General features: G+C 73.1%; 19 protein-coding genes and 1 tRNA gene. 16 read left to right on the top strand and 4 right to left on the bottom strand.

What is annotated here, in order from left to right:
* Positions 1 to 44: 44 nt before the first annotated feature.
* Together RB150_03585 and RB150_03580 are read right to left on the bottom strand one after the other, a co-directional pair.
* Positions 45 to 941, bottom strand: a complete 897-nt coding sequence (locus tag RB150_03585; GenBank protein MDQ7819623.1) for an ABC transporter permease — start codon at positions 939 to 941, stop codon at positions 45 to 47.
* On the bottom strand, positions 910 to 1,926 hold the full coding sequence (locus RB150_03580) for an ABC transporter permease (protein ID MDQ7819622.1): 1,017 nt from the start codon (positions 1,924 to 1,926) through the stop codon (positions 910 to 912). The genes RB150_03585 and RB150_03580 overlap by 32 nt, the downstream gene beginning before the upstream one ends.
* Before the next feature lie 169 nt (positions 1,927 to 2,095).
* Here RB150_03580 and RB150_03575 point away from each other — a divergent pair, with 169 nt between their 5' ends.
* From RB150_03575 to RB150_03540, 8 genes are all read left to right on the top strand, one after another.
* Entirely contained in the window at positions 2,096 to 2,932 is an 837-nt protein-coding gene (locus tag RB150_03575; protein MDQ7819621.1) for a basic amino acid ABC transporter substrate-binding protein, read from the top strand.
* Positions 2,933 to 2,997: 65 nt separating this feature from the next.
* Positions 2,998 to 3,804 (top strand): amino acid ABC transporter permease, encoded by an 807-nt coding sequence (locus tag RB150_03570; protein MDQ7819620.1) that lies wholly within the window; start codon positions 2,998 to 3,000, stop codon positions 3,802 to 3,804.
* Positions 3,805 to 3,841: 37 nt separating this feature from the next.
* Positions 3,842 to 3,918, top strand: a tRNA-Val gene (locus tag RB150_03565).
* A 224-nt stretch (positions 3,919 to 4,142) separates the two neighbouring features.
* Positions 4,143 to 5,447 carry an ABC transporter substrate-binding protein gene (locus tag RB150_03560; protein ID MDQ7819619.1) on the top strand — a complete coding sequence of 435 codons (1,305 nt, stop codon included), beginning with the start codon at positions 4,143 to 4,145 and terminating at the stop codon, positions 5,445 to 5,447.
* A gap of 58 nt (positions 5,448 to 5,505) precedes the next feature.
* Positions 5,506 to 6,399 carry a sugar ABC transporter permease gene (locus tag RB150_03555; GenBank protein ID MDQ7819618.1) on the top strand — a complete coding sequence of 298 codons (894 nt, stop codon included), beginning with the start codon at positions 5,506 to 5,508 and terminating at the stop codon, positions 6,397 to 6,399.
* Complete coding sequence (locus RB150_03550) at positions 6,396 to 7,205, top strand: carbohydrate ABC transporter permease (protein MDQ7819617.1); 810 nt, start codon at positions 6,396 to 6,398, stop codon at positions 7,203 to 7,205. Before RB150_03555 ends, RB150_03550 begins: the two co-directional genes overlap by 4 nt.
* Positions 7,206 to 7,227: 22 nt before the next feature.
* Entirely contained in the window at positions 7,228 to 8,316 is a 1,089-nt protein-coding gene (locus RB150_03545) for an ABC transporter ATP-binding protein (protein MDQ7819616.1), read from the top strand.
* A complete protein-coding gene (locus RB150_03540) occupies positions 8,313 to 9,590 on the top strand; it encodes a hypothetical protein (protein MDQ7819615.1) in 1,278 nt (425 codons plus the stop codon). The genes RB150_03545 and RB150_03540 overlap by 4 nt, the downstream gene beginning before the upstream one ends.
* A 59-nt stretch (positions 9,591 to 9,649) precedes the next feature.
* On the opposite strand, the gene RB150_03535 is transcribed toward RB150_03540, so the two are convergent.
* The gene (locus RB150_03535) at positions 9,650 to 10,192 is read right to left on the bottom strand and encodes a hypothetical protein (protein MDQ7819614.1); all 543 of its coding nucleotides are present in this window, start codon (positions 10,190 to 10,192) and stop codon (positions 9,650 to 9,652) included.
* A 130-nt stretch (positions 10,193 to 10,322) separates the two neighbouring features.
* On the opposite strand from RB150_03535, the gene dtd reads away from it, so the two are divergent.
* The 5 genes from dtd to holA all read left to right on the top strand — a co-directional run bounded on the left by dtd (position 10,323) and on the right by holA (position 17,299).
* Entirely contained in the window at positions 10,323 to 10,766 is a 444-nt protein-coding gene (gene dtd / locus RB150_03530) for a D-aminoacyl-tRNA deacylase (protein ID MDQ7819613.1), read from the top strand.
* Complete coding sequence (locus RB150_03525) at positions 10,763 to 11,473, top strand: hypothetical protein (protein MDQ7819612.1); 711 nt, start codon at positions 10,763 to 10,765, stop codon at positions 11,471 to 11,473. The genes dtd and RB150_03525 overlap by 4 nt, the downstream gene beginning before the upstream one ends.
* A 326-nt stretch (positions 11,474 to 11,799) precedes the next feature.
* Positions 11,800 to 13,719, top strand: a complete 1,920-nt coding sequence (gene thrS, locus RB150_03520) for a threonine--tRNA ligase (protein MDQ7819611.1) — start codon at positions 11,800 to 11,802, stop codon at positions 13,717 to 13,719.
* 213 nt (positions 13,720 to 13,932) lie between these two features.
* Positions 13,933 to 16,293: a DNA internalization-related competence protein ComEC/Rec2 gene (locus RB150_03515; protein MDQ7819610.1), complete on the top strand. Its 2,361-nt coding sequence runs from the start codon at positions 13,933 to 13,935 to the stop codon at positions 16,291 to 16,293.
* A complete protein-coding gene (holA, locus tag RB150_03510; GenBank protein MDQ7819609.1) occupies positions 16,277 to 17,299 on the top strand; it encodes a DNA polymerase III subunit delta in 1,023 nt (340 codons plus the stop codon). Before RB150_03515 ends, holA begins: the two co-directional genes overlap by 17 nt.
* A 37-nt stretch (positions 17,300 to 17,336) precedes the next feature.
* On the opposite strand, the gene rpsT is transcribed toward holA, so the two are convergent.
* Positions 17,337 to 17,585 carry a 30S ribosomal protein S20 gene (gene rpsT / locus RB150_03505; GenBank protein ID MDQ7819608.1) on the bottom strand — a complete coding sequence of 83 codons (249 nt, stop codon included), beginning with the start codon at positions 17,583 to 17,585 and terminating at the stop codon, positions 17,337 to 17,339.
* A 105-nt stretch (positions 17,586 to 17,690) separates the two neighbouring features.
* Here rpsT and murJ point away from each other — a divergent pair, with 105 nt between their 5' ends.
* The 3 genes from murJ to dnaJ all read left to right on the top strand — a co-directional run bounded on the left by murJ (position 17,691) and on the right by dnaJ (position 21,526).
* The gene (gene murJ / locus RB150_03500; GenBank protein MDQ7819607.1) at positions 17,691 to 19,283 is read left to right on the top strand and encodes a murein biosynthesis integral membrane protein MurJ; all 1,593 of its coding nucleotides are present in this window, start codon (positions 17,691 to 17,693) and stop codon (positions 19,281 to 19,283) included.
* A 104-nt stretch (positions 19,284 to 19,387) separates the two neighbouring features.
* Entirely contained in the window at positions 19,388 to 20,416 is a 1,029-nt protein-coding gene (gene hrcA, locus RB150_03495; GenBank protein MDQ7819606.1) for a heat-inducible transcriptional repressor HrcA, read from the top strand.
* A 6-nt stretch (positions 20,417 to 20,422) separates the two neighbouring features.
* Entirely contained in the window at positions 20,423 to 21,526 is a 1,104-nt protein-coding gene (gene dnaJ, locus RB150_03490) for a molecular chaperone DnaJ (GenBank protein MDQ7819605.1), read from the top strand.
* Positions 21,527 to 21,538 lie beyond the last annotated feature (12 nt).

Raw genomic sequence — 21,538 nt, 5'->3', positions numbered from 1 at the left:
CCTACGTGACCCCGCACCCGCCCTCCTGCCGCGCCGACCTCCGCTCAGGCGATCCGGCGGCGCCGGCGGGGATTGAGGAGGTCGTTGAGCCCTTCGCCGATCATGCCGAACCCCAGCGACACGAGGATGATCATCAGCCCGGGGAAGGTGATCAGCCACCAGAAGCCGGCCTGCAGCATCCGCTGGCCGTTCTGGATGTCAAACCCCCAGTCCGGGGTGGGCGGTGGCAGCCCGAACCCCAGGAAGGACAGGGCGGCCTCGGTGAGGATGGCGTCGGCGATGTTGAACGACGGGACCGTCATCACCGCCGACAGGGTGTTGGGGGCGATGTGGCGCAGCAGGATCCGGGCGCGGCTGGCGCCCAGGGCGCGGGCGGCCTCCACGAAGTCCTGCTCCCGCACCACCAGGACCTGTCCCCGGGCGACCCGGAAGTAGGCGGGGATGTAGACGAACGAGATGGCCAGGACCATGTTGGTCAGGCCCGGCCCCAGCATGGCGACGATGGCGATGGCGAGGATGAGCGCCGGAAACGAGTAGATGGCGTCCATCACCAGCGACAGGACCCGGTCCACCCGGCCGCCCGCGTACCCGGAGATCCAGCCCAGGAGGGTCCCCACCGCCAGGGAGGCCGCGCAGGACAGCGCGGCCACCATCAGCGGCACCCGGCCGCCGTACAGCACCCGGCTCAGGACGTCGCGGTGCAGCTGGTCGGTGCCCATGGGGTGCTGGCGGCTGGGCGGGGCGAGGCGGCCGCCCGGCGTGGGGGCGGTGGGATCGTAGGGGGCCAGGACCGGAGCCAGGAGGGTCACCGCGACAAACGCCGCCACCAGGACGCTGCCCGCCAGGAGCAGGTAGTGGCGGGAGAGCGGCCCCCGGCGCCGGGGGCGGGAGAGGGCGTCCGGCGCCGGGCTAGAACCGGATCCGGGGGTCCAGGCGGGCATAGAGGACGTCCACCAGCAGGTTGATGGCCGAGATGAAGATGGCGATGAAGACCACCGTGCCCTGGATGGCCTGGAAGTCCCGCGCCTCGATGCTGGCGATCAGGTAGCGGGCTACGCCCGGCCAGCTGTACACGGTCTCGGTGAGGATGGCGCCGGCCATCAGCAGGGCGAACTGCAGGCCCACCACCGTGACGATGGGAATCAGCGCGTTGCGCAGGGCGTGGCGCAGGACCACCACCCGCTCCCGCAACCCCTTGGCCCGGGCGGCGGTGACGTACTCCTTGTCCAGAACGTCCAGCATGCTGGCCCGGGTCATGCGCCCGATAAAGCCGCTGACCACGAATCCCAGGGTCAGGGCCGGCAGCGCCAGGTGGCGCAGCGCGTCCACGAACAGGGCCACGTCGCCCCGCAGCAGGGTGTCCAGCAGGTAGAAGTGGGTGATCGGCTCAAAGGTGGCCGCCGCCACCGGATCCAGCCTCCCCCCCACCGGAAACAGCCGCCAGCGCACGCTGAGCAGCAGCACCAGCATCAGGCCGATCCAGAACACCGGCATGGCGAACGACGCCACGTTGAACAGGCGCAGCCCGTGGTCCAGGGGCCGGTCGCTGTGCAGGGACGCGTACACGCCGGTGACCAGCCCCAGCGCGGTGGCCACCACCATGCCCCCCAGCGCCAGCTCGATGGTGGCCGGGATCCGCAGCAGGAGCTCCTGCAGCACCGGCAGCCCCGTGCGGATGGACGTCCCCAGGTTCCCGCGGAGGATGTCCTCCAGGTAGCGGACGTACTGCACGTGGATGGGCTGGTCCACCCCCAGCGCCTGCCGGCACCGGTCCAGGGTTTCGGGGGTGACGTTGCGGCCGCCCAGCAGCGCCACGCAGGGGTCCCCGGGCATGACCCGGAGGATCACGAAGACCAGCGTCAGCAGCACCCCCAGCATGGGGACGGCCAGGGCGGCCCGCGCCAGAATGTAGCGTCCCATGCCCATGGCAGAGCGCATCCCGCCCGGCGCCGCATCGAGCGACGGCGCCTCCGGGCCGGGGGAGAGTGTTCCATCGGCGACGGTCAGGTCCTCCTCGGGAAGGAGACGGTGGCGGTGAAGAGAAGTTAGGGGGCGGAGAGGGTGCGAGACCCCCACAGGCCAAGGAGGGAGCCCCATGAGGCATGCGTTCCGCGTCCGGTGGGCGATCCTGGCCGCCGTGGCGGCCGCCGTCGTGCTCGCGGTGGCGGGCTGCCAGCGCCGGCAGGCCCAGGCCCCGGCGCCGGCGCCGCCGCCGGCGGCGCAGGTCCCCGACCTGGGCGGGCGGACCATCCGGGTGGCCACCGACGCCACCTACCCGCCGTTTGAAATGCTGGACGCCAACAAGAACATCATCGGCTACGACATCGACCTGATCCGGGCCATCTGCGAGCTGGCCAACTGCAAGGTGGACATCAAGAGTGTGGCCTGGGACGGGATCTTCCCGGCCCTGCAGAAGGGCGACTTTGACGCGGTGATCTCGGGGGTGACCATCACCGCCGAGCGGGACAAGACCATGGACTTCACCGAGCCCTACATCCAGGTGGGGCAGGTGATCCTGGTGCGGGCCGACGAGACCCGGATCAGCGGGGTCGGCGACCTGGCGGACAAGCTGGTGGCGGTGCAGCGGGGCACCACCAACGACGAGCTGGCGTCCCAGCTGCAGAAGGAGGGCAAGATCAAGGAGGTCAAGCGGTACCCCACCTTCGACCTGGCGGTCCGGGCGCTGCTGAACAAGGACGTCGACGCGGTGATCATCGACAACACCGGCGCCTCGGGCTACATGGGCACCAATCCCGACAAGCTGAAGATCGTGGGCGAGCCCCTCACCAGCGAGGGCCTGGGCATCGTGGTGCGGGAGGGCGACGTGGAGCTGCAGAGCGCCTTCAACGCCGCCCTGAAGGTCCTGCGGGAGAACGGCACCCTGGACCGGCTGTACCAGAAGTGGTTCGTGGAGTGGAAGCCCACCCAGTAACCGGAACCGGACCGACGCACGCCAGGGCGGGGGAGGGAACACCTCCCCCGTCCTGGTAGATGCCCATGACTCCCGCTCCCGCCGAGGCCCCCCGGCTGCCCGGCCAGGGCAGGCTGGTGTCCCTGGCCGCCCTCGAGCGGGCTCCCTGGTGGGCGGTGGTCCTGCTGGCCGGCGGGCTGCTGGCCCTGGCGGGGATCCTCCGGTCGCCGGTGTACGTCGAAACCTACCGCTTCCTGGCGCCGGGGATCGTGCTCACCCTCGAGGTGGCCGTGGCCGCCTACAGCCTGGCCATGGCCCTGGGCCTGGTGGCGGCGCTGGGCCAGCTCTCCCGCAACCCTCTCTTCTACACGCCGGCCCGGCTGTACGTGGAGGTGGTCCGCGGCGTCCCGCTGCTGGTGCAGCTGATCTACATCGGTTTCGTGGTGACCCCGGTCCTGGCCGACGCCACGGGGATCCGCTGGTTCCGCAATGACATCGTGCGGGCGTCGCTGGGTCTGGGGATCGGGTACGGAGCCTACCTCGCCGAGATCTACCGGGCCGGCATCGAGTCGATTCCCCGGGGCCAGTGGGAGGCGGCGCGGTCGCTGGGGATGTCGTCCTGGCAGGCGATGCGCTTTGTCATCCTCCCCCAGGCCGTGCGGGTGATCCTGCCGCCGCTGGGCAATGACTTTGTGGCCATGCTCAAGGATTCGTCCCTGGCGTCGGTGCTGTCGGTCCAGGAGCTCACCTACTCGGGCCAGCTGCTCAACGCCCGCACCTTCCGCTCCTTTGAGACCTTCAACATGGTGGCGCTGCTGTACCTGATCATGACCCTGCTGGGGTCTCTGGGTGTGCGGGGGCTGGAGCGGTGGGCGGGGAGGGGATACCGGTAGCCCCCCGCCGGCGGTTCCGGCTATAATGAGTCCGCGCGGGCGGTTAGCTCAGGTGGCCAGAGCGCATCCTTGACATGGATGAGGTCGCAGGTTCAAGTCCTGCACCGCCCACCATCCCGCCGGGGTGGCCTCTCTCCCCGGCGCGAGCAGGACCGCCGACGGCCGCCCGCCGAAGTACCTTTTCCGGTGTCGGACAACTGCATATCGCGGTCGAGGCAGAAGGCATTGGCAGAGGGACTGACCGCCGCCGTCAGTCCCTTTTGAATCCGTCCGGGAGCGGGAAGGGGGGTGCGACCCACGGGATGTCCGGCAGTGACCCACCCTCAGGAGGTGACCTGATGCGCATCCTGTCGGCGTGTGTCGTACTGGTGGTGGCCTCCCTGGGTGCCGCCGGAGCGGGCGTGTCCGCCCCGGCCCCCGAGGTGGTCTTCACCTCCAACCAGCTCACACCCATCCAGGAGCAGGAGTGGGCGCGGAACACCCTGCTGGCCCGCTTCACCCAGGAGACCGGCATCCGCGTCCAGTTCGTCACCGAGAGTGAGGGGCCGTACGTGGACCGGCTGCTGGCCGAGGCCCGGGCCGGCCGGGGGACCATCGACGTCACCGGGACCCTGCACGGGATCTTCCCGGTGTTCATCGCCAACAACGCCATCCGGGACATGGCCGAGGTGCAGCGCCGCCTGGACGCCCGCGGAGACCGCACCTTCTTTCCCGACCTCCTGCGGGTGGCCCGCATGGAGGGCATCCAGGCGTTCGTTCCCTGGATGCAGGCCACCTACCTGATCGCCGCCCGCAAGGAAGCCCTGCGGCACTTTCCGGCGGGCCGGGACCCGATGCGGATGACCTACGACGACCTGCTCCAGTGGGGCGAGAACATCCGGCAGGCCACCGGGCAGCGGCGGGTGGGGTTCCCGGTGGGCCCCCGGGGGTTGTACGGCCGCTTCCTGCACGGGTACGCCTACCCGTCGTTCACCGGGTCGCAGGTCAAGCGGTTCCGCTCCCCCGAGGCGGTGGAGATGTGGCGGTACCTGCGCCGCCTGTGGGGCGTCACCCACCCCTCGTCGTTCGTCTACGAGTTCATGTCCGAGCCCCTGCTGCTGGGCGAGGTGTGGGTGGCGTGGGACCACACCGCGCGATTGATTCCGGCCCTGCGGGAGCGTCCCGACGACTTCGTGGTGCTGCCCTCGCCCGCAGGCCCCCGGGGCAGGTCGTTCATCTCGGTCATCGTGGGCCTGGCCATCCCCCGCACGGCCGACAACCCCGACCTGGGTGAGCGGTTGATCGAGTACCTCACCCGGCCGGACACCCAGGTCCTGACCCTGCAGGGCGTGGCCTTCTTCCCGGTCTCTCCGGAGGCCGCCCGCGCCACGCCCACCGGCGGCCTGAAGGTGGTGGCCGACGGCGTGGCGGCCCAGGCCGGCGCCCGGGACGCGCGGACGGCGCTGCTGCCGGTGGGCCTGGGCGCGCGGACCGGCGAGTTTGTGCCCATCTACGTGGACACCTTCCGCCGCATCGCCATCCAGGGGGAGGACATTCCGCGGGTGCTGAACGAGCAGGCCGCCAAGCTGGCCGAGCTGTACCGGGCCACCAACGCGCCCTGCACGCCGCCCGACCCTCCCGAGCGGCCGTGCGTGCCCGACTGAGGGCCTGACCGCCGGGGCGGGGCGGCCGACCGGCCGCCCCGCCCCGGTTCCCCGGACCATGGCCGTGGCTGATGCCGACCTCTCCGCCGCGCCGGCCCGCCCGCGGGTGGACTGGACCCCGTACCTGCTGGTGGTGCCGGTGGTGCTGTTTCTCGCGGTGTTCTTCCTCTATCCCATGGCTCAGGCCATCTGGCTGGCCGTGGACGATCCGGCGGGCGGGCTGACCCCGGCCCACCTGCGGCGCATGGCCGCCGACCTGTACTTCCGCCCCGCGCTGCGGTTCACGCTGGTCATCACCGCGCTGGCGGTGCCCCTGCAGGTGGCCCTGGGCCTGGCCATCGCCCTGCTGGTGCACGCCCGCTTCCGGGGCCACGGGGCGTTCCTGTACCTGACGGCGCTGCCCCTGGGCATCTCCGACCTGGCGGCCGGGCTGATCTGGCTGTCGATCTTCACCGAACGGGGCTATCTCAACGCCCTCCTGCAGACCCTGGGGGTGATCGCGCACCCGGTGGTGTTCCTGACCCTGGAGCGGCCCGGGTGGCTCCTGGCCGCGATCGTCGCCGCCGAGGTGTGGCGCGCCACGGCCATCGTGATGGTCATCCTCCTGGCGGGGCTGCAGTTGATCCCGCGGGACTACGCGGAAACCGCCGCCGTGTTCGGCGCCGGGCCCTGGCAGACGCTGCGGCACGTGATCCTGCCCCTGCTGCGCCCCAGCCTCCAGACCGCGCTGATCATCCGCACCATCCTGGCGTTCCAGCTGTTCGCCACCGTGGTCGCCCTGGCCGGCCGGCAGGTGCCCGTCCTGGCCGGAGAGGCCTACTTCTGGTACGCCCTGTACCGCAGCCCGCAGGTGGCCAGCGCCTACGCGGTCCTGATCCTCCTGCTGTCGGGCGCCGTCACCTGGGTGTACCTGCGGGGGCTGGCGCCCCGGGCGGGGGAGGGGCGGGCGTGACCCTGCGGCGGGTGGCCGTCTACGCCGCCGTCCTGGCCATCGCCGCCTGGGTGGCCCTGCCGCTCCTGCTCATCACCCTGGCGGCGTTCACCCCCCGGGAGGTGCTGTACCAGTGGCCGCGGCCCCTGTGGCCGTCCCGGTTCTCGCTGGACACGCTGGCGTTCTTCCTGCGGTCCACCGGCGTGTGGCCGGCGACGCTGCGCAGCGTGCAGGTGGCGGTCCTGACCATCGCCCTGTCCCTGGCCCTGGCGGCGCCGGCGGGATACGCCCTGGCCCGCTACGCCTTCCGGGGTCGCGAGGCGCTGCAGCTGCTGATCCTGTCGGTGAAGATGTTCCCCGCCACGGTCCTGTCGGTGCCCCTGGCGGTGGCGTTCATCCGGTGGGGGCTGTACGACACGGTGGTGGGGGTGGCCGCGGTCCACACGGCCCTCAGCGTCCCCTTCGTCACCGCCATCGTCACCAGCGTCTTTGCGGGGGTGTCCTACGAGCTGGAAGAGGCCGCCCTGACCCTCGGCAGCAGTCGGGCGCAGGCCGTCCTGCGGGTGACCCTCCCCATGGCGGCGCCGGGCCTGGCGGCGGCGGCCATCTTCACCTTCGTCCTCTCCTGGAACGAGGTGTTTGCTGCCACCATCCTGACCCTGGACCGGCGCACCCTGCCCGCCCTCATCGTGGACTCGGTGCTGGGCGCCGGCGCCCCTCTGCCCTTCCGGTTTGCCGGGGGATTTTTCATGGTGGTCCCCGCGCTGATCATCATCTTCCTGATCCGCCGCTACCTGCTCACCCTGTGGGGGGTGACCGTCCGGTGACCCGGCGGCGTCCGGTGCGTCCATGGCCGACATCGCCCTGACCGGGCTGCGCAAGACCTTCGGCCGGGTGGTGGCCATCCGCGACCTCAGCCTGCACGTCGGGGACGGCGAGTTCCTGGTCCTGCTGGGGCCCAGCGGGTGCGGGAAGACCACCACCCTGCGGGCCATCGCCGGCCTGGAGACGCTGGACCGGGGACGGGTGGTCATCGGCGGGCGCGACGTCACCCGGCTGCCTCCGGGCCGGCGGGGGATCGCGATGGTCTTCCAGTCCTACGCCGTCTTCCCCCACATGACCGTCTACGACAACATCGTCTTCGGGCTGCGGATGCACCGGCTGCCTGTGGCCGAGCAGCGCCGGCGCGCCCGGGAGGCGGCCGAACTGCTGGAGATCGCCGACCTGCTGGACCGCTTCCCGGCCCAGCTGTCCGGCGGGCAGCGCCAGCGGGTGGCGGTCGCGCGTGCCATCGTGATGCGCCCCGATGTCCTGCTGATGGACGAGCCGCTGTCCAACCTGGATGCCCTGCTGCGGCTGCACATGCGGGCGGAACTGAAGCGGCTGCACCGGGAGCTGGGGTCCACCACCGTGTACGTGACCCACGACCAGGTGGAGGCGCTGTCCCTGGGAGACCGCATCGCGGTGATGCGGGACGGCCAGATCGTCCAGTGCGACACCCCCGCCCGCATCTACGACACCCCGGCCACCCGCTTCGTGGGCGAGTTCATCGGGACGCCGCCCATGAACTTCCTGCCGGGCGAGCTGACCGTCGACGGGGACGGTCCCGCGGTCGCGGTGGCGGGGGTCCGGATCCCGCTGCCCTCCGGGGCGGCCCGCCTCGCCGCCCGGGGCGGCCCGGTGGACGTGGGGATCCGCCCCGAGCACCTGGAGGTCCTGACCTCCCCGGCGGCGGGCGCACTGCCCGCGGAGGTGGTGGTGGTGGAGCCGGTGGGGCCCACCCAGCTGGTCACCGCCCGGGTGGCCCGCCACACGGTGAAGGTCACGGTTCCGGCCGACGCCGCCGTCGCCAGCGGGCAGCGGGTGTGGCTGCGGGCGGCGCCCTCACGGATCCGCCTGATGGACGCGGTCACCGGCGAGGCCCTGTCGACGCCGTGACCGGACCGGACCTGGCCGCCGCCGCCGAGGCCGTCCTGCGCGGCAACGACCGGGGGGAGTACACCGCTCCCAGCCTCCGCCAGTACCCCCACCAGTGGAACTGGGACAGCGCCTTTGCCGCCATCGGGTGGGCGCACCTGGACTGGGACCGCGCCGCGCGCGAGGTGGACTCGCTGCTGCGGGGGCAGTGGACCGACGGCTGCCTGCCCCACATCCGCTACGCGCCCCATGCGCCCGCCGGCTACCAGCCGGACCCCTCCTGGTGGCCCGGGGTCCCGGTCCGCCACCCCTCCGAGCGCACCAGCGGGATTTCCCAGCCGCCGGTGCTGCCCACGGCCGTGCGGATGGTGGGCGAGATGCGGCCCGACATCGCCCCCCGGTGGTGGGCGCGGCTGTGGGAGCCTCTGCGGGACCTGGTGCGGTATTACCTGGACCGGCGCACCACGGGCGGGTGTCCCCTGATCGTCGTCATCCACCCGTGGGAGAGCGGGACGGACAACAGTCCCCGGTGGGACGGGGCCGTCGGACGGGGCCTGCGCCCCGCGCGGGCGTACCGCCGGGAGGACACGGCGGCGGTGGAGGCGCGCCAGCGTCCGACCGACCGCGATTACGACCTCTACTACGCGCTGGTGGAGATGATTGCCGACGCGGGATACGACCTGCGCCGGCTGCTCCCCCGCACGCCGTTTGCGGTGTACGACGCGCTGTTCAACGCGGTCTGGTACCGGGCGGCGCGGGACCTCAACCACATCGCCGCCGTCCTGGGCCGCCCGCCGGCGGTGTCCCCCGACGTCCTGGCCGTGTTTGCCGATGCCTACCGGCGGACGCTGTGGCGGCCGGAGTCCGGGATCTTCGCCGACTTCGACGTGGTCTCAGGCGCCCTCATTCCCGCCGACACGGTGGCCGGGCTCGGGGCGATCTACGGTGGCCTGGTGGACGCCGCCGGGGCCGCCGCCCTCCTGGACCGGTATCTGGCCCGCTGCGCAGGCTGCCTGCCCGTGCCCTCGGTGCCGCCCGACCAGCCGGGGTTCGAGCCCGACCGGTACTGGCGGGGACCGGTGTGGGTGAACGTCAACTGGATGGTCGCCCGGGGGCTGGACGATCTGGGCCTGCGCGACCGGGCCGCGGCCCTGGCCGCCGCCACGGTGGACCTGGTCCGCCGGGGCGGGTGGCGCGAGTACTTCCACCCGTATACGGGCGCCGGCCTGGGGGCGGACGGGTTCACCTGGACTGCGGCCCTGGTCCTCGACCTGGTGAAGCGGCCGGTGGGGTGAGGGAAGGGAAGAGGGAAGAGGGAAGAGGGGAGAGGGGAGAACAGACCCCGCCGCGGCCGTCAGGGTGCCGTGAAGAGGATGCGGCCGGTGGACTCTTCGAACAGCCACAGCCGCGGCACACCGCCTGCCAGGACCTTCAGGCCGATGCGCGGTCGGGCCAGCTCGTCAAACAGCCACAACCCCGGTTCGTCCTGGTGGGTGATCCACAGGCCCGCCCGGGGACGCCCGGATCCGTCGGCGAGCTGCACCTCCGCCGCCCGCTCGTAGCCCGCGCGCAGGAGCAGCCGCGGCCGACCGCGGGCGTCGGCCAGGACCACCTCGGGGTTGCCCTGGACTCCCAGGCCCAGGGACAGCCGGCGGCGTCCGTCTGCGTCGTACAGGACCAGAGCCGGTCGGCGGCCGGCGGCGTCGAGGACCGCACGCACCCGCCCGGTGGCATCCGTCACCTCCACCGCTGCCGCCCGCACCACCGGAGGCGGGGCGGCGCCCGCCGCCCGCGCCCACAGCCCCCAGGCCATGAGCGCCCACAGGGCGGCCGACCCCGCCACGCACCATTCCAGCCGGCGGATGCGCCTGATCAGCGCCGCATCGTGCGTCTCCATGGGTCTCCCTCCCCCGGGGGATATGCGCCGGGCGGGAGCGGAAATCCCTGTCGGGGTCAAGGATGGCCGGCGCGTGCGCGTCGAAAGGTCTGAGGGGCGTCCCGTCGGTGGGGGAGGGGTGGGAGGCGGCGTGCGGGCGGTGGTCCAGCGCGTCGAGCGGGCGGCGGTCCGGGTGGAGGGCGATGAGGTGGCCCGCATCGGCCTGGGCTGTGTCGTCCTCCTCGGCGTCTCGGTGGACGACACCGCGGACGACGCCCGCTCCCTCGCCCACAAGATCGCCCACCTGCGCATCTTCGACGACGACCAGGGCCGGCTCAACCGCAGCGTGCTGGACGTCGGCGGCGAGGTGCTGTCGGTGTCCCAGTTCACCCTGTACGGCGACACCACCGGCGGCCGGCGGCCCAGCTTCATCCGGGCGGCGCCGCCGGAGCGGGCCGAGCCCCTGTACCGCGAGTTCAACCGGCACCTGGAGGCCCTGGGGGTGCCGGTCCGCACCGGGATCTTCGGAGCCCGGATGGTGGTGGAGATCCACAACCTGGGGCCGGTGACGCTGGTCCTGGACACCCGGCCGTGAGCGAGGTGCTGCTGGATCTCACCATCGCCACCCAGACCGTGCTGCATCTGGCCGTGCGCCCCGAGGCCGCGCAGTCGCGGCTGCCGGCCCCCTGGCAGGTGGCGCCGGTGTCCGGCGGTGCCTCCCGGGGGGCCAACCTGGCGGTGATCTTCACCGACACGCTGCTGCGGACCGATGCCTCCGGCCAGCCCGCTCCCGACGCCGTCAGCCGGTCCATCGGGCTGGCGGTTCCGGCCCGCCATCCCCAGACCGGGGAGGAGGCGGGGTTCAACATCCGCACCTTCACCGCCCACCCCCGGGCGGTCCCGGGAGCCTACCGGACCGCGCGGCTGGGCTCGGTGACCCGGGAGTACTACGCCAAGGGGACCGACACCTCGGCCACGGTGACCGAGCACGTCCGGTTCCGGGACCCGGGAGGCGGGTCGGTGGAGCTGCAGCTCCAGTACCGCCGCGGCGTTCCCGTCCACGTGGTGAGCCGGGGCCCCATCCGGTCCGCGGCCGATCCCGGCATCGTGCGGGTGTACCGGGTCCACGAGCTGGTGGACGTGGTCCGCAGCGTCCCGCAGAACATCGACCGGGTGCTCAGCTACCAGCTGCGGGTGACCGTCGCCGATCTGGCCGACCTGTTCGACGGGACGGAACGCCTGGTCAGCATCACGGTGGTGCCCTGGAGCGTGCGGCAGGCGTACGGACCCGGTCCGGCCTGACACCCCCGCCGGCGGCGTTGACACCGCCGGAGCCGGTGTCTATACTGCCTCCGACAGGCGATGAGGGGGACACGCCCTCCGGCATCACGCCGGGCCTGAGAGAGGGAGGCCTCAGGCTGCGAGCCTCCCCCGGCGAACCGGAGGGTACCACCTCCGAGCCGCGGTCCCGAGCCGCCGCGCGGGCGGTGCGGGAGGGGCCGCCGGACCCCCCGTCATCGGGATCAGAGAGCCGACCCGGCGCGTCCGGGCGGAAGCAGGGTGGAACCGCGGGCACGCCCGTCCCATGCAGGGACGGGTTTTTTGATGGGAGGAGGCGAGGTGCGGCCGTGAACGGAATTCGCGTTACGCTGCCGGACGGGCGGGTGAAGGTCTATCCCCGGGGCGTTTCGGTGGCCGAGATCGCCCGGGACGCGGGCGTGCCCGACGCCCTGGTGGCGCGAGTGGACGGCGTCCTGCGGGACCTGTCGGCCCGCCTGGAGACCGACGCCCGGGTGGAGCTGCTCACCTTCGACGACCCCCAGGGCCGGGAAGTCTACTGGCATTCCTCCGCCCACCTGCTGGCGCAGGCGGTGAAAGAGCTGTTTCCCCATGCCCGGCTGGCCATCGGGCCGCCCATCGAGGACGGTTTCTACTATGACATCGACGTGGGCCGCCCGCTGTCTCCCGAGGACCTGCAGCGGCTGGAGGAGCGTATGCGGGAGCTCGCCGCCCGGGATCAGCCCATCGAACGGGTGGAGATCCCCCGGGACGAGGCCCTGCGCCTGTACCGGGAGATGGGGGAGACGTACAAGCTGGAGCTGCTGGACGAGATCACCGATCCCCAGGTCTCCTTCTACCGCCAGGACGGCTTTCTGGACATGTGCCGCGGGCCCCACCTGCCCCGCACGGGGATGATCCGGGCCGTCAAGCTGCTCAGCGTGGCGGGCGCCTACTGGCGGGGGGACGAGCGGCGGGAGATGCTGCAGCGGATCTACGGCATCTCCTTCCCGCGCCCGGAGATGCTGGAGGAGTACCTGCAGCGCCTGGAGGAGGCGCGCCGCCGGGACCACCGGCGGCTGGGCCGGGAGCTGGACCTGTTCAGCATCAACGACGAGATCGGCCCGGGTCTGGTCCTGTGGCACCCCCGGGGCGCCCTGGTCCGCCGCCTGATCGAGGAGTTCCTGCGCGGGGAGCTGGACCGGCGCGGCTACCAGTGGGTGTACACGCCCCACGTGGCCCGCCAGCACCTGTGGGAGCGCAGCGGGCACATGGCGTGGTATGCCGAGAACATGTTCGCCGGCATGGAGATCGACCAGCAGAAGTACCTGGTCAAACCCATGAACTGTCCCTTCCACATCATGATCTACGCCAGCCGCACGCGCAGTTACCGGGAGCTGCCGGTGCGCCTGGCGGAGATCGGCACGGTGTACCGCTACGAGCGCTCCGGCGTCCTGCACGGCCTGCTGCGGGTGCGGATGATCTCCCAGGACGACGCCCACATCTTCGCCCGGCCCGACCAGATCGGCGAGGAGATCACCGGGTTGATGGATCTGGCCTTCGCCGTGCTGGGAGCGTTCGGATTCCAGCGCTACGAGATCATGCTGTCGGTGCGCGACCCCGCCCAGCCGGGGCGGTTTGCGGGGCGGCCGGAGGTGTGGGAGCAGGCGGAAGCCGCCCTGGAGGACGCCCTGCGCCGGCGGGGGACGCCCTACCAGCGGGCCGTCGGCGAGGCCAACTTCTACGGCCCCAAGATCGACATCTTCATGTACGACGCCCTGGGCCGCCGCTGGCAGCTGACCACCATCCAGCTGGACTTCGTCCTGCCCGAGCGGTTCGACCTGGCGTACATGGGCGAGGACGGCCTCCAGCACCGGCCGGTCCTGATCCACCGGGCCATCCTGGGCTCGCTGGAGCGCTTCCTGGGCATCCTCATCGAGCACTACGGCGGGGCGTTTCCCGCCTGGCTGGCGCCGGTGCAGGTCCGGGTGCTGCCGGTGACCGACCGCCACGCGGCCTACGCCCGGCAGGTGGCCGCGGCGCTGGCGGAGCGGGGCCTGCGGGCGGAGGTGGACGACAGCAGCGAGAGGATCAGCTATAAGGTACGGCGCGCCCAGCTGGAGTACGTCCCCTACATGCTGGTGGTGGGCGACCGGGAGGTCGCAAGCGGCCAGGTGGCGGTGCGCAGCCGGTCGGCGGGCGACCTGGGCCCGATGGAGGTGGACCGCTTCCTGGAGCGCATCCGCGACGACCTGGCGGCGAGGCGATGACGTCGATCTACCCAATCTGCGCAATCTGCGCGATCTGACGGATATCGGCCTATCCGGTAAGTTGCGCCGATTGCGCGACCGTGTAGATCGCGTAGATCGAACTGCATCTCCCCTCAATGGCCGGGGCGGGGCATGGCCTCCCCGATGCGGTCCGGGCATGATCGGGGCGCGGGGCCGCCGGGACCGCAGTGCCGGCCGGCCCGCCGACCGGCAATGTCGCGCCCGATCGCGCACCTGGCCGCGGCCTTCGCCCTGGGAGTCGCCCTGGGACGGGGATCCGGCCTGACGGCGTGGGCGTGGGCCGGGCTGCTGGCCGGTGCGATCGCCGCCGCGGGGATGCTCCTGGCCGTCCGGCGGTCGGCCGGCGCGCTCCTGGTGACAGCCGCCGTTGCGGCCGGCGGGCTGTGGCTGCGCGTGCACGAGGAGCCCGCCCTCTCGCCCGCGCTGCGGGAGGCCCTGGGCCGGAGGGTCGTCCTGACCGGCACGGTGGTCGGGCCGGCGCGGAGTACCCCCGCCGGCGTCCGGGTGGTCGTGGCCGCCGACGCGGTGGAGGAGGACGGCATCCGGGCGGCGTCCGGACGCGTCCTGGTCTCCGTCCGGGGCGGCACGGACATCCGTCCGGGAGACCGGGTGCGGGTGCGCGGACGTCTGGTCAGTCCTCCGCCGGCCGGCAATCCGGGGGAGTTCTCCTACCGGGACTATCTGGCCGCGCGGGGCATCGCCGCCCTCCTGTACGCCGATCCCGCCTCGGCGCGCGTGGTGGGGCGCGGCCGGGTCAACTCCCTGATCGGCGCCGCCGACGCGGTGCGCCGCCGCCTGACGACCGTCCTCCGCGACGCGCTGCCCGGACGGCGGGGCGCTATCCTGATCAGCCTCCTCCTGGGCGACGACGGGGCCCTGGACGATTCGACCGTCGAGGCATTCACCCGCTCCGGGCTGCTCCACGTGCTCGTGGTCTCCGGGGCGCAGGTCGGCCTGGTCCTGGCCGCGGTCCTGTGGCTGACACGCCTGCTGCGGGCGCCCCCGGCGGCCTCGTCCGCGGTGGCGGCGGGGGCGGTGGCGTTCTTCGCGCTGATGGCCGGCTGGGTCCCCTCGGTCTTCCGCGCCACGGTGGGAGCCCTGGCCGGTCTGGCCGCCGCCGGGGCGGGGCGGCCCGCCGACCCGGCCGCCGGGCTGGCCCTGGCCGCGCTGGCCCTGCTGGTGACCTCGCCGGCGCTGCTGTTCGACGCCGGCGCCCAGCTGTCGTTTGCCGCCGCATGGGCGCTGATCGTCCTGGCGCCGGCGGTGGCGTCCCGGCTGGCCGCGCCCCGCCTGGCGGACACGCTGGTGGTGTCCACCGCGTGCGCTCAGGCGGCGGTGGCGCCGCTGCTGGCATACCACTTCCAGCAGATCCCCGTGGCCGGGCTCGTGGCCAACGTGGCGGCGCTGCCCCTGGTGGCGGTGCTGGTGCCGGCCGGATTCGCCGTGGCCTGCGCGGGCGCGGTCCTGCCCGCGCTGGCGCTGGCGGCCGCTCCACCCCTCGCCTTCCTTCTGGACGCCCTGTGGGCCGTGGCCTCGGCGGCATCCCGCCTTCCCCTGGCCACCGTGGCGGTGCCCGCACCCTCCGCCGCCGGCCTCCTCGCCTGCTATCTGGTTCTGGCCCTGCTGGCGGGGTGGGCGCGGGGCGGCCTGCGGCTGTCCCCCGGGACGGCGGCACCTGCGGCCGCGCTGGCCCTGGCCGCGGCGCTGTGGCTGCGCCTGGTGGCCGCCGCCGCACCGCCTCACCTGGTGGTCACGTTTCTGGACGTGGGACAGGGTGACGCCATCGTGGTCCGGGCGCCGTCGGGCCGGGTTCTGCTGGTGGACGGCGGCGGGGAGGTGGAGGGGCGGATCACGGGTTACGACATCGGGGCGAGGCGCGTGGTCCCGGCCCTGCGGCGTCTGGGGGTGCGGTCGGTGGACGTGGTGGTCCTCACCCACGCCCACGAGGATCACGTCGGAGGACTCCCCGCCGTCGTCCAGAACTTCCCGATAGGTCTGGTCCTCGACGCCGGCGTGGGCCATCCGGCTCCGTCCTACCCGCGCTTTGTGCTGGCGGTGCGCGCCCGGGGGCTGGACGTGATCCCGGCCCGGCGGGGCGGGCGCCTGGAGCTGGGCGGGGGAGTGGTGGCGTCGATCCTGAACCCGCCGGATCCTCCCGTGGAGGGGACCGCCTCGGACGTCAACGCCAACTCGGTGGTCCTGCGCGTGCGATACGGTGCCCTGAGCGTGCTGCTGACCGGCGACATTGACGCCCTGACCGAAGCCGACCTGGTCCGGCAGGGGCGCGACCTGCGCAGCGCTGTGCTGAAGGCCGCCCACCACGGCAGCGCCACCAGCAGCTCGCCGGAGTTCCTGCGCGCCGTCTCCCCCCGGGTGGCGGTCATCTCCGTGGGCGCCCGCAATCCCTTCGGCCATCCCCACCCCGCGGCCGTGGACGCCCTGCTGGCCCAGGGGGCCGCCGTCTACCGCACCGACCGCCACGGCGCCGTCACCGTGGTCACCGACGGACGGCAGATGTGGGTGCGCCCGACCCGACATGCCGCAGAACCCTGACCGGCCGGCCGGCGCGGCCGCCCACGTCTACCTCCTCCACGGGGAGGAGGACCTGTTGGTCGAGCAGGCGCTGCGCGACCTGCTGGACCGGCTGATCCCGCCCGAGGAGCGCGCCCTGAACCTGGACATGCTGCGGGCGGACGAGGTGGACGTGGCCGACGCCATCACCCGGGTGGACACGCTGCCCTTCTTCGGCCAGCGGCGGGTGGTGGTGATCCGCGACGTGGACGCCTGGCCTGTCCCGGCTCAGGACCGCCTGGCGGCCTACCTGGACAGGGGCTCTCCTCCGTCCGCCCTCATCCTGGTGGCCGCGGGCCTGGACCGGCGGCGCCGCCTGTACGGCACCATCCGGAGGATGGGCCACGTCCAGGAGTTCCCCCGCTTGAGCATCCGGGAACTGCCAGCCTGGATCGCCGACCGCGCCCGGTCGGCCGGGTTCCGCATGGACCCGGACGCGGCGGACCTGCTGATCGCCCGCACGGGCCCGGGCCTGCGGCAGCTGTCCCTGGAGATGGAGAAGCTGTTCGCCTCCTGCGCCGGGCGGGACCGCATCACCCGGGCCGACGTGGACGCGGTGGTGAGCCGGCAGGCGGACACCAGCATCTTCGCCCTGGTGGACGCGGTGGGCGAGCGGGCCGCCGACCGGGCCCTGGCGGCTCTGGAGGAGATCGTGCGGGACGAGGCGCCGGCCTACGTCCTGTTCATGATCGCCCGGCAGTTCCGCCTGCTGTACCGGGCCGCCGTCCTGCTGGCGCGCCGGCGTCCGGGCGCGGCCCTGGCGGAGGCCCTGGGGGTGCCCCCGTTCGTGGCCCGGCGCCTGGCCGCCCAGGCGCGGAACTTCCCGCTGGCCGCGTTTCCGGAGATCTTCGGCCGCCTGCAGGACGCCGACCGGGCCGTCAAGTCCACGGGCCAGGGACGCGTGGCTCTGCAGATGCTCGTGGCCCGCCTGTGTCTGGACCCGCTCCCCGGCCACCGGCGGCATGCGGCTGCCCGGGACCGGAGGTGAGGGAAGACGGGTTGCAGCGGGGCCGTGTGGACCGCCCTTACGGGGTGGCGGCGGCCGCCGCGAGGCGGCGCATCAGCCGCGACTTCCTGCGGGCGGCCTTGTTGGGGTGGATGATGCCCTTGCGGGCCGCCCGATCGAACTCCGCCTGGACCAGCGGCAGCAGGCGGGGATCGGCCAGCGCCTTCTTGGTCAGCGTCTTCAGCCGGGTCCGCACGCTCTGGTTGCGCAGGCGGCGCTTTTCCGACTTGCGCTGGTGTTTCAGTCCCGACCGCAGCCTCTTGGCCACCGCTGCCTCCCCGATCGTGGGTGCCGAGCCGGGGCGTATCCTACCACACCGCCGCCGCGTCCCACAAGGGCGCCGTCCGGTCGCCGGGCCGCCGGCGCCGGTCCCATGAGCCCGTCGTCCCCCTCCGCTCCGGTCCGCCTGGTCCGGGCCGCATCCCTGATGGCCGGGGCCACCGTGGTCAGCCGCGCCCTGGGGTTGGTGCGGGAGGTGGTGACGGCGTGGCTGTTCGGGGCGTCGGACGCCAAGGCCGCCTACGTGGTCGCCTACTCGGTGCCGTTCTTCATCCAGAGACTGCTGCTGGGCGGCACCCTCAGCATCGTCTTCATCCCCACCCTCTCGCGGCTCCTGGCGCAGGACGAGGCCGAGGCGCGGCGGGTGGCGGGGATCACCCTCACCGTGGTGGCGGCGGGCGGCGTGGCCCTGGCGGTGGCCGGCCAGGCCCTGGCTCCGGTCCTGGTGGCGCTGGCCGCTCCGGGGTTCGCCCGGGCGCCTGCGCTGCTGGACCTGGCCGTGGATCTGACCCGGATCATCTTCGTGGCCATGCTCTTCCTGGCGCTGGCCATCTACCTCACCGGCTTCCTGCAGGCCCACCAGCGGTTCGCGCCCCCCGCGCTGGCGCCGCTGGTGTTCAACGGGGTCATCATCGTCGGCACCCTGACGCTGGGGCCGCGCGTGGGCATCCGGGGCCTGGCGCTCAGCTGGGTGCTGGGGACGGCGGCGCAGATGCTGGTGCAGTGGTGGCCGGCCCGCCGGCTGGGGTTGCGCCCGGTCGGGATGGACCTGCGTCACCCCGCGATCCGGGAGATGGCCCGTCTGGCGGTGCCGGCGATGCTGGGCCTGGCGGTGGTGGAGGTCAACGCCTACGTGGACCGGTTCTTCGCGTCCCTGCTGCCGGCCGCTCCGACGGTCCACCCGGTGGCGGCGCTGGACTATGCCTACGAGATCGTGCAGGCGCCGGCGGGGATCTTTGCCATCTCGGTGGCCACCGCGGCCTTCCCCGCTCTCGCCCGCCACGCGGCCGCGGGCGACCGCGCCGATCTGAGGGCCACGTTCTCGCTGGCCCTGCGGTCCCTGATGGTGGTGATCCTTCCCGTGGCGGCCCTGGCGGTGGCCCTGCGCGAACCCCTGGTGCGGATTATCTTCCAGCGGGGAGAGTTCGGGCCTCACGCCACGCAGGCGGTGGCGGGGGCCCTGGCCGGATACGCGGTAGGCCTGCCCGCCATCGCCGGCTACTATGTGGTCACCCGCACCCTGTACGCCCTGCAGGACATGGCCACGCCGGTGCGCACCGGGGTCGCCATGATCGCCCTCAACGCGGTGCTGGACGTGGTGTTCATGCGGTGGTGGGGGGTGGTGGGCATCGCCGCGGCCACATCGGTGGTGGCCGTCGTCAACCTGGCCCTCATGCTGGCGGCGTTGCGCGGGCACCTGGGCAGGCTGGACGGCCGGCGGATTCTGGCCACCGCCGGGCGCGCCGCCCTGGCCGCCGCCCTCGGCGGCGGGGTCATGGTCCCCGTGGCCGGCGCGGCGGGGAGTTCGGGTCCGGTCTCCGCCGGCGCCGCGGCCCTGGCCGCCGCCTGCGGGCTCGCGGCGTACGTGGGCGTGTGCCGCGTGCTGCGGGTCGCCGAGCTGGGTCTGGTGGTGGCTCTGCTGCGCGGCCGTCCCGCGCCGGGTGGTGGGGGCGACCGGTTGCGTTGACACTGTTTTTCGGCGGGTGCTATGGTGGGGGAGGCCGGTTAGCACTCTTGAACATTGAGTGCTAAGACGGACGGTGGCGGCCGGACGGTGAGGGGCCTGTGGCGATGCCGCGGCTGGACGCGCGCAAGCGGGACATCCTGCAGGCGGTGATCCAGACGTACGTGGAGACCGCCGAGCCCGTGGGCTCGGAGGCCCTGGCCCACCGCGCCCGGCTGGGGGTGAGCGCGGCCACCATCCGCAACGAGATGGCGGCCCTGGAAGAGATGGGCCTGCTGGCCCAGCCTCACACCTCCGCCGGCCGCATTCCCACCGAGCGGGGCTACCGGGTGTACGTGGACTCCATGCTGGAGGAAGAGCGGCTGCCGGCCCCCCAGCGTCACTGGGTGCGGCGCCGGCTGGCCGCCGCCCTGGCCGAACGGGAGCGGGTGCCCCAGGAGGTCGCGCGGACCCTGGCCGCCCTCGTGCCGTACGCCTCGGTGGTGTCCCATCCCCACCCGCGGCGCCTGGCGTTCCGCCACCTCCACTTCGTCCCCCTGGAGGCCACCCGGGTGCTGGCGGTGATCGTCACCGACGCCGGCGTGCTCCAGGCGCGCGCGCTGGACCTGCAGGAGCCGATGGATCCCGACGGCCTGGAGCGGGCGTCCCGCACGGTGAGCCAGCGCCTGCAGGGATATCCGCTGGGCGAGATCACCGACGCGCTCCTCCAGCAGGTGGTGGACGAGGTCGCCTGGCAGCACCGGGTGGTCAGGCTGCTGGCGGAGCGGGTGCTCCGCCGGCTGCCGTCGGCGGCCCGGCGCATCCACATCGAGGGCACGGCCAACATCCTGGCGCAGCCCGAGTTCCGCGATGCCCGGCGCGCCCGGCCGGTGCTGCGGGCGCTGGAACAGGAAGAGGTGGTGGCGGGCCTCCTGGAGGACGCCGCCGAGCGCCCGGTGTGGATCGCCATCGGCAGCGAGCACCGGGTGGAGGCGCTGCGCGGGTGCAGCGTGGTGGTGGCCGCCTACCGCGTGGGCGGGCGCCCCGCGGGCGCCCTGGGCATCGTGGGGCCCACGCGGATGCCCTACGGCCGGGTCGTGGCCCTGGTCCGGTATCTGGCCGACAGCGTCAGCGACGCGCTGGCCGAGGCGCGCTGATCCGCGATGCGGGACTACTACGAGATCCTCGGGGTCGACCGCAACGCCACCCAGGAAGAGATCAAGCAGGCGTTCCGGCGGCTGGCCCGGGAGTACCACCCCGATGTCCGCAAGGATGATCCTCAGGCCAGCGAGCGGTTCAAGGAGATCAACGAGGCCTACCAGGTCCTCAGCGACCCCGAGCGGCGGGCCCGGTATGACCGGTATGGCACCGTGCAGCCGGTGCCGTCGGCCCCGTCGGAGGACCTGTTCGGGCCGTTTGAACCCTTTGGGGACCTGTTCGAGATGTTCTTCGGCCGCCGGGTGCGGGCCGACCGCCAGGGGCCCGAGCGCGGGGCGGACCTGCGCTACGACCTGGAGATCACCCTCGAGGAGGCGGCCTCCGGCGTGGACAAGACCCTGGAGATCCGCCGGCTGGACACGTGTCCGTCCTGCTTCGGGACCGGCGCCGAACGGGGATCGGCGCCGGAGCGCTGCCGCACCTGCGGGGGGTCGGGACAGGTGACCTACTCCCAGCGCACCATCTTCGGCTCCTTCACCCGGATCAGCACCTGCCCCACCTGCGGCGGGGAGGGCACCGTGCTGCGCCACCCGTGCCGGCAGTGCCGCGGCCGCGGCCGCGCCGAGGCCACCCGGTCCGTCACCGTCACGATTCCGGCGGGGGTGGAAGATGGCGCCCGGTTGCGGGTGCCGGGGGAAGGCGAGGCGGGAGCGCGCGGCGGTCCCCGGGGAGACCTGTACGTGGTGGTCCACCTGCGACCCCACCCGGTGTTCGAGCGCCGGGGGCGCGACCTGTACTGCACGGTCCCGATTTCCATCTACCAGGCGGCGCTGGGCGACGAGGTGGAGATTCCCACCCTGCAGGGTCCCCGCCGCCATGCGATTCCTCCCGGAGTGCAACCGGGGACGGTGCTGACCCTGCGGGGGCTGGGGCTGCCCGACACCCGCGGGGGAAGGGGAGACCTGCACGTCCGCCTCGATGTGCAGGTCCCCCGGGACCTCACCGACGAGGAGCGGGAGCTGCTGCGGCAGGCGGCGGCCCTGCGCCACGGCGGGCGCCGGCCTGGCCGGCGCAAGGCCACAGACCGGGTGCGCGACCTGCTCTCGTAGCCGCCCGGGGGC

It is taken from the genome of Armatimonadota bacterium (assembly GCA_031081675.1).
Classification (GTDB): Bacteria; Sysuimicrobiota; Sysuimicrobiia; order Sysuimicrobiales; family Kaftiobacteriaceae; genus Calidihabitans; species Calidihabitans tengchongensis.
This window is presented reverse-complemented; position numbering and strand designations above follow the sequence as displayed.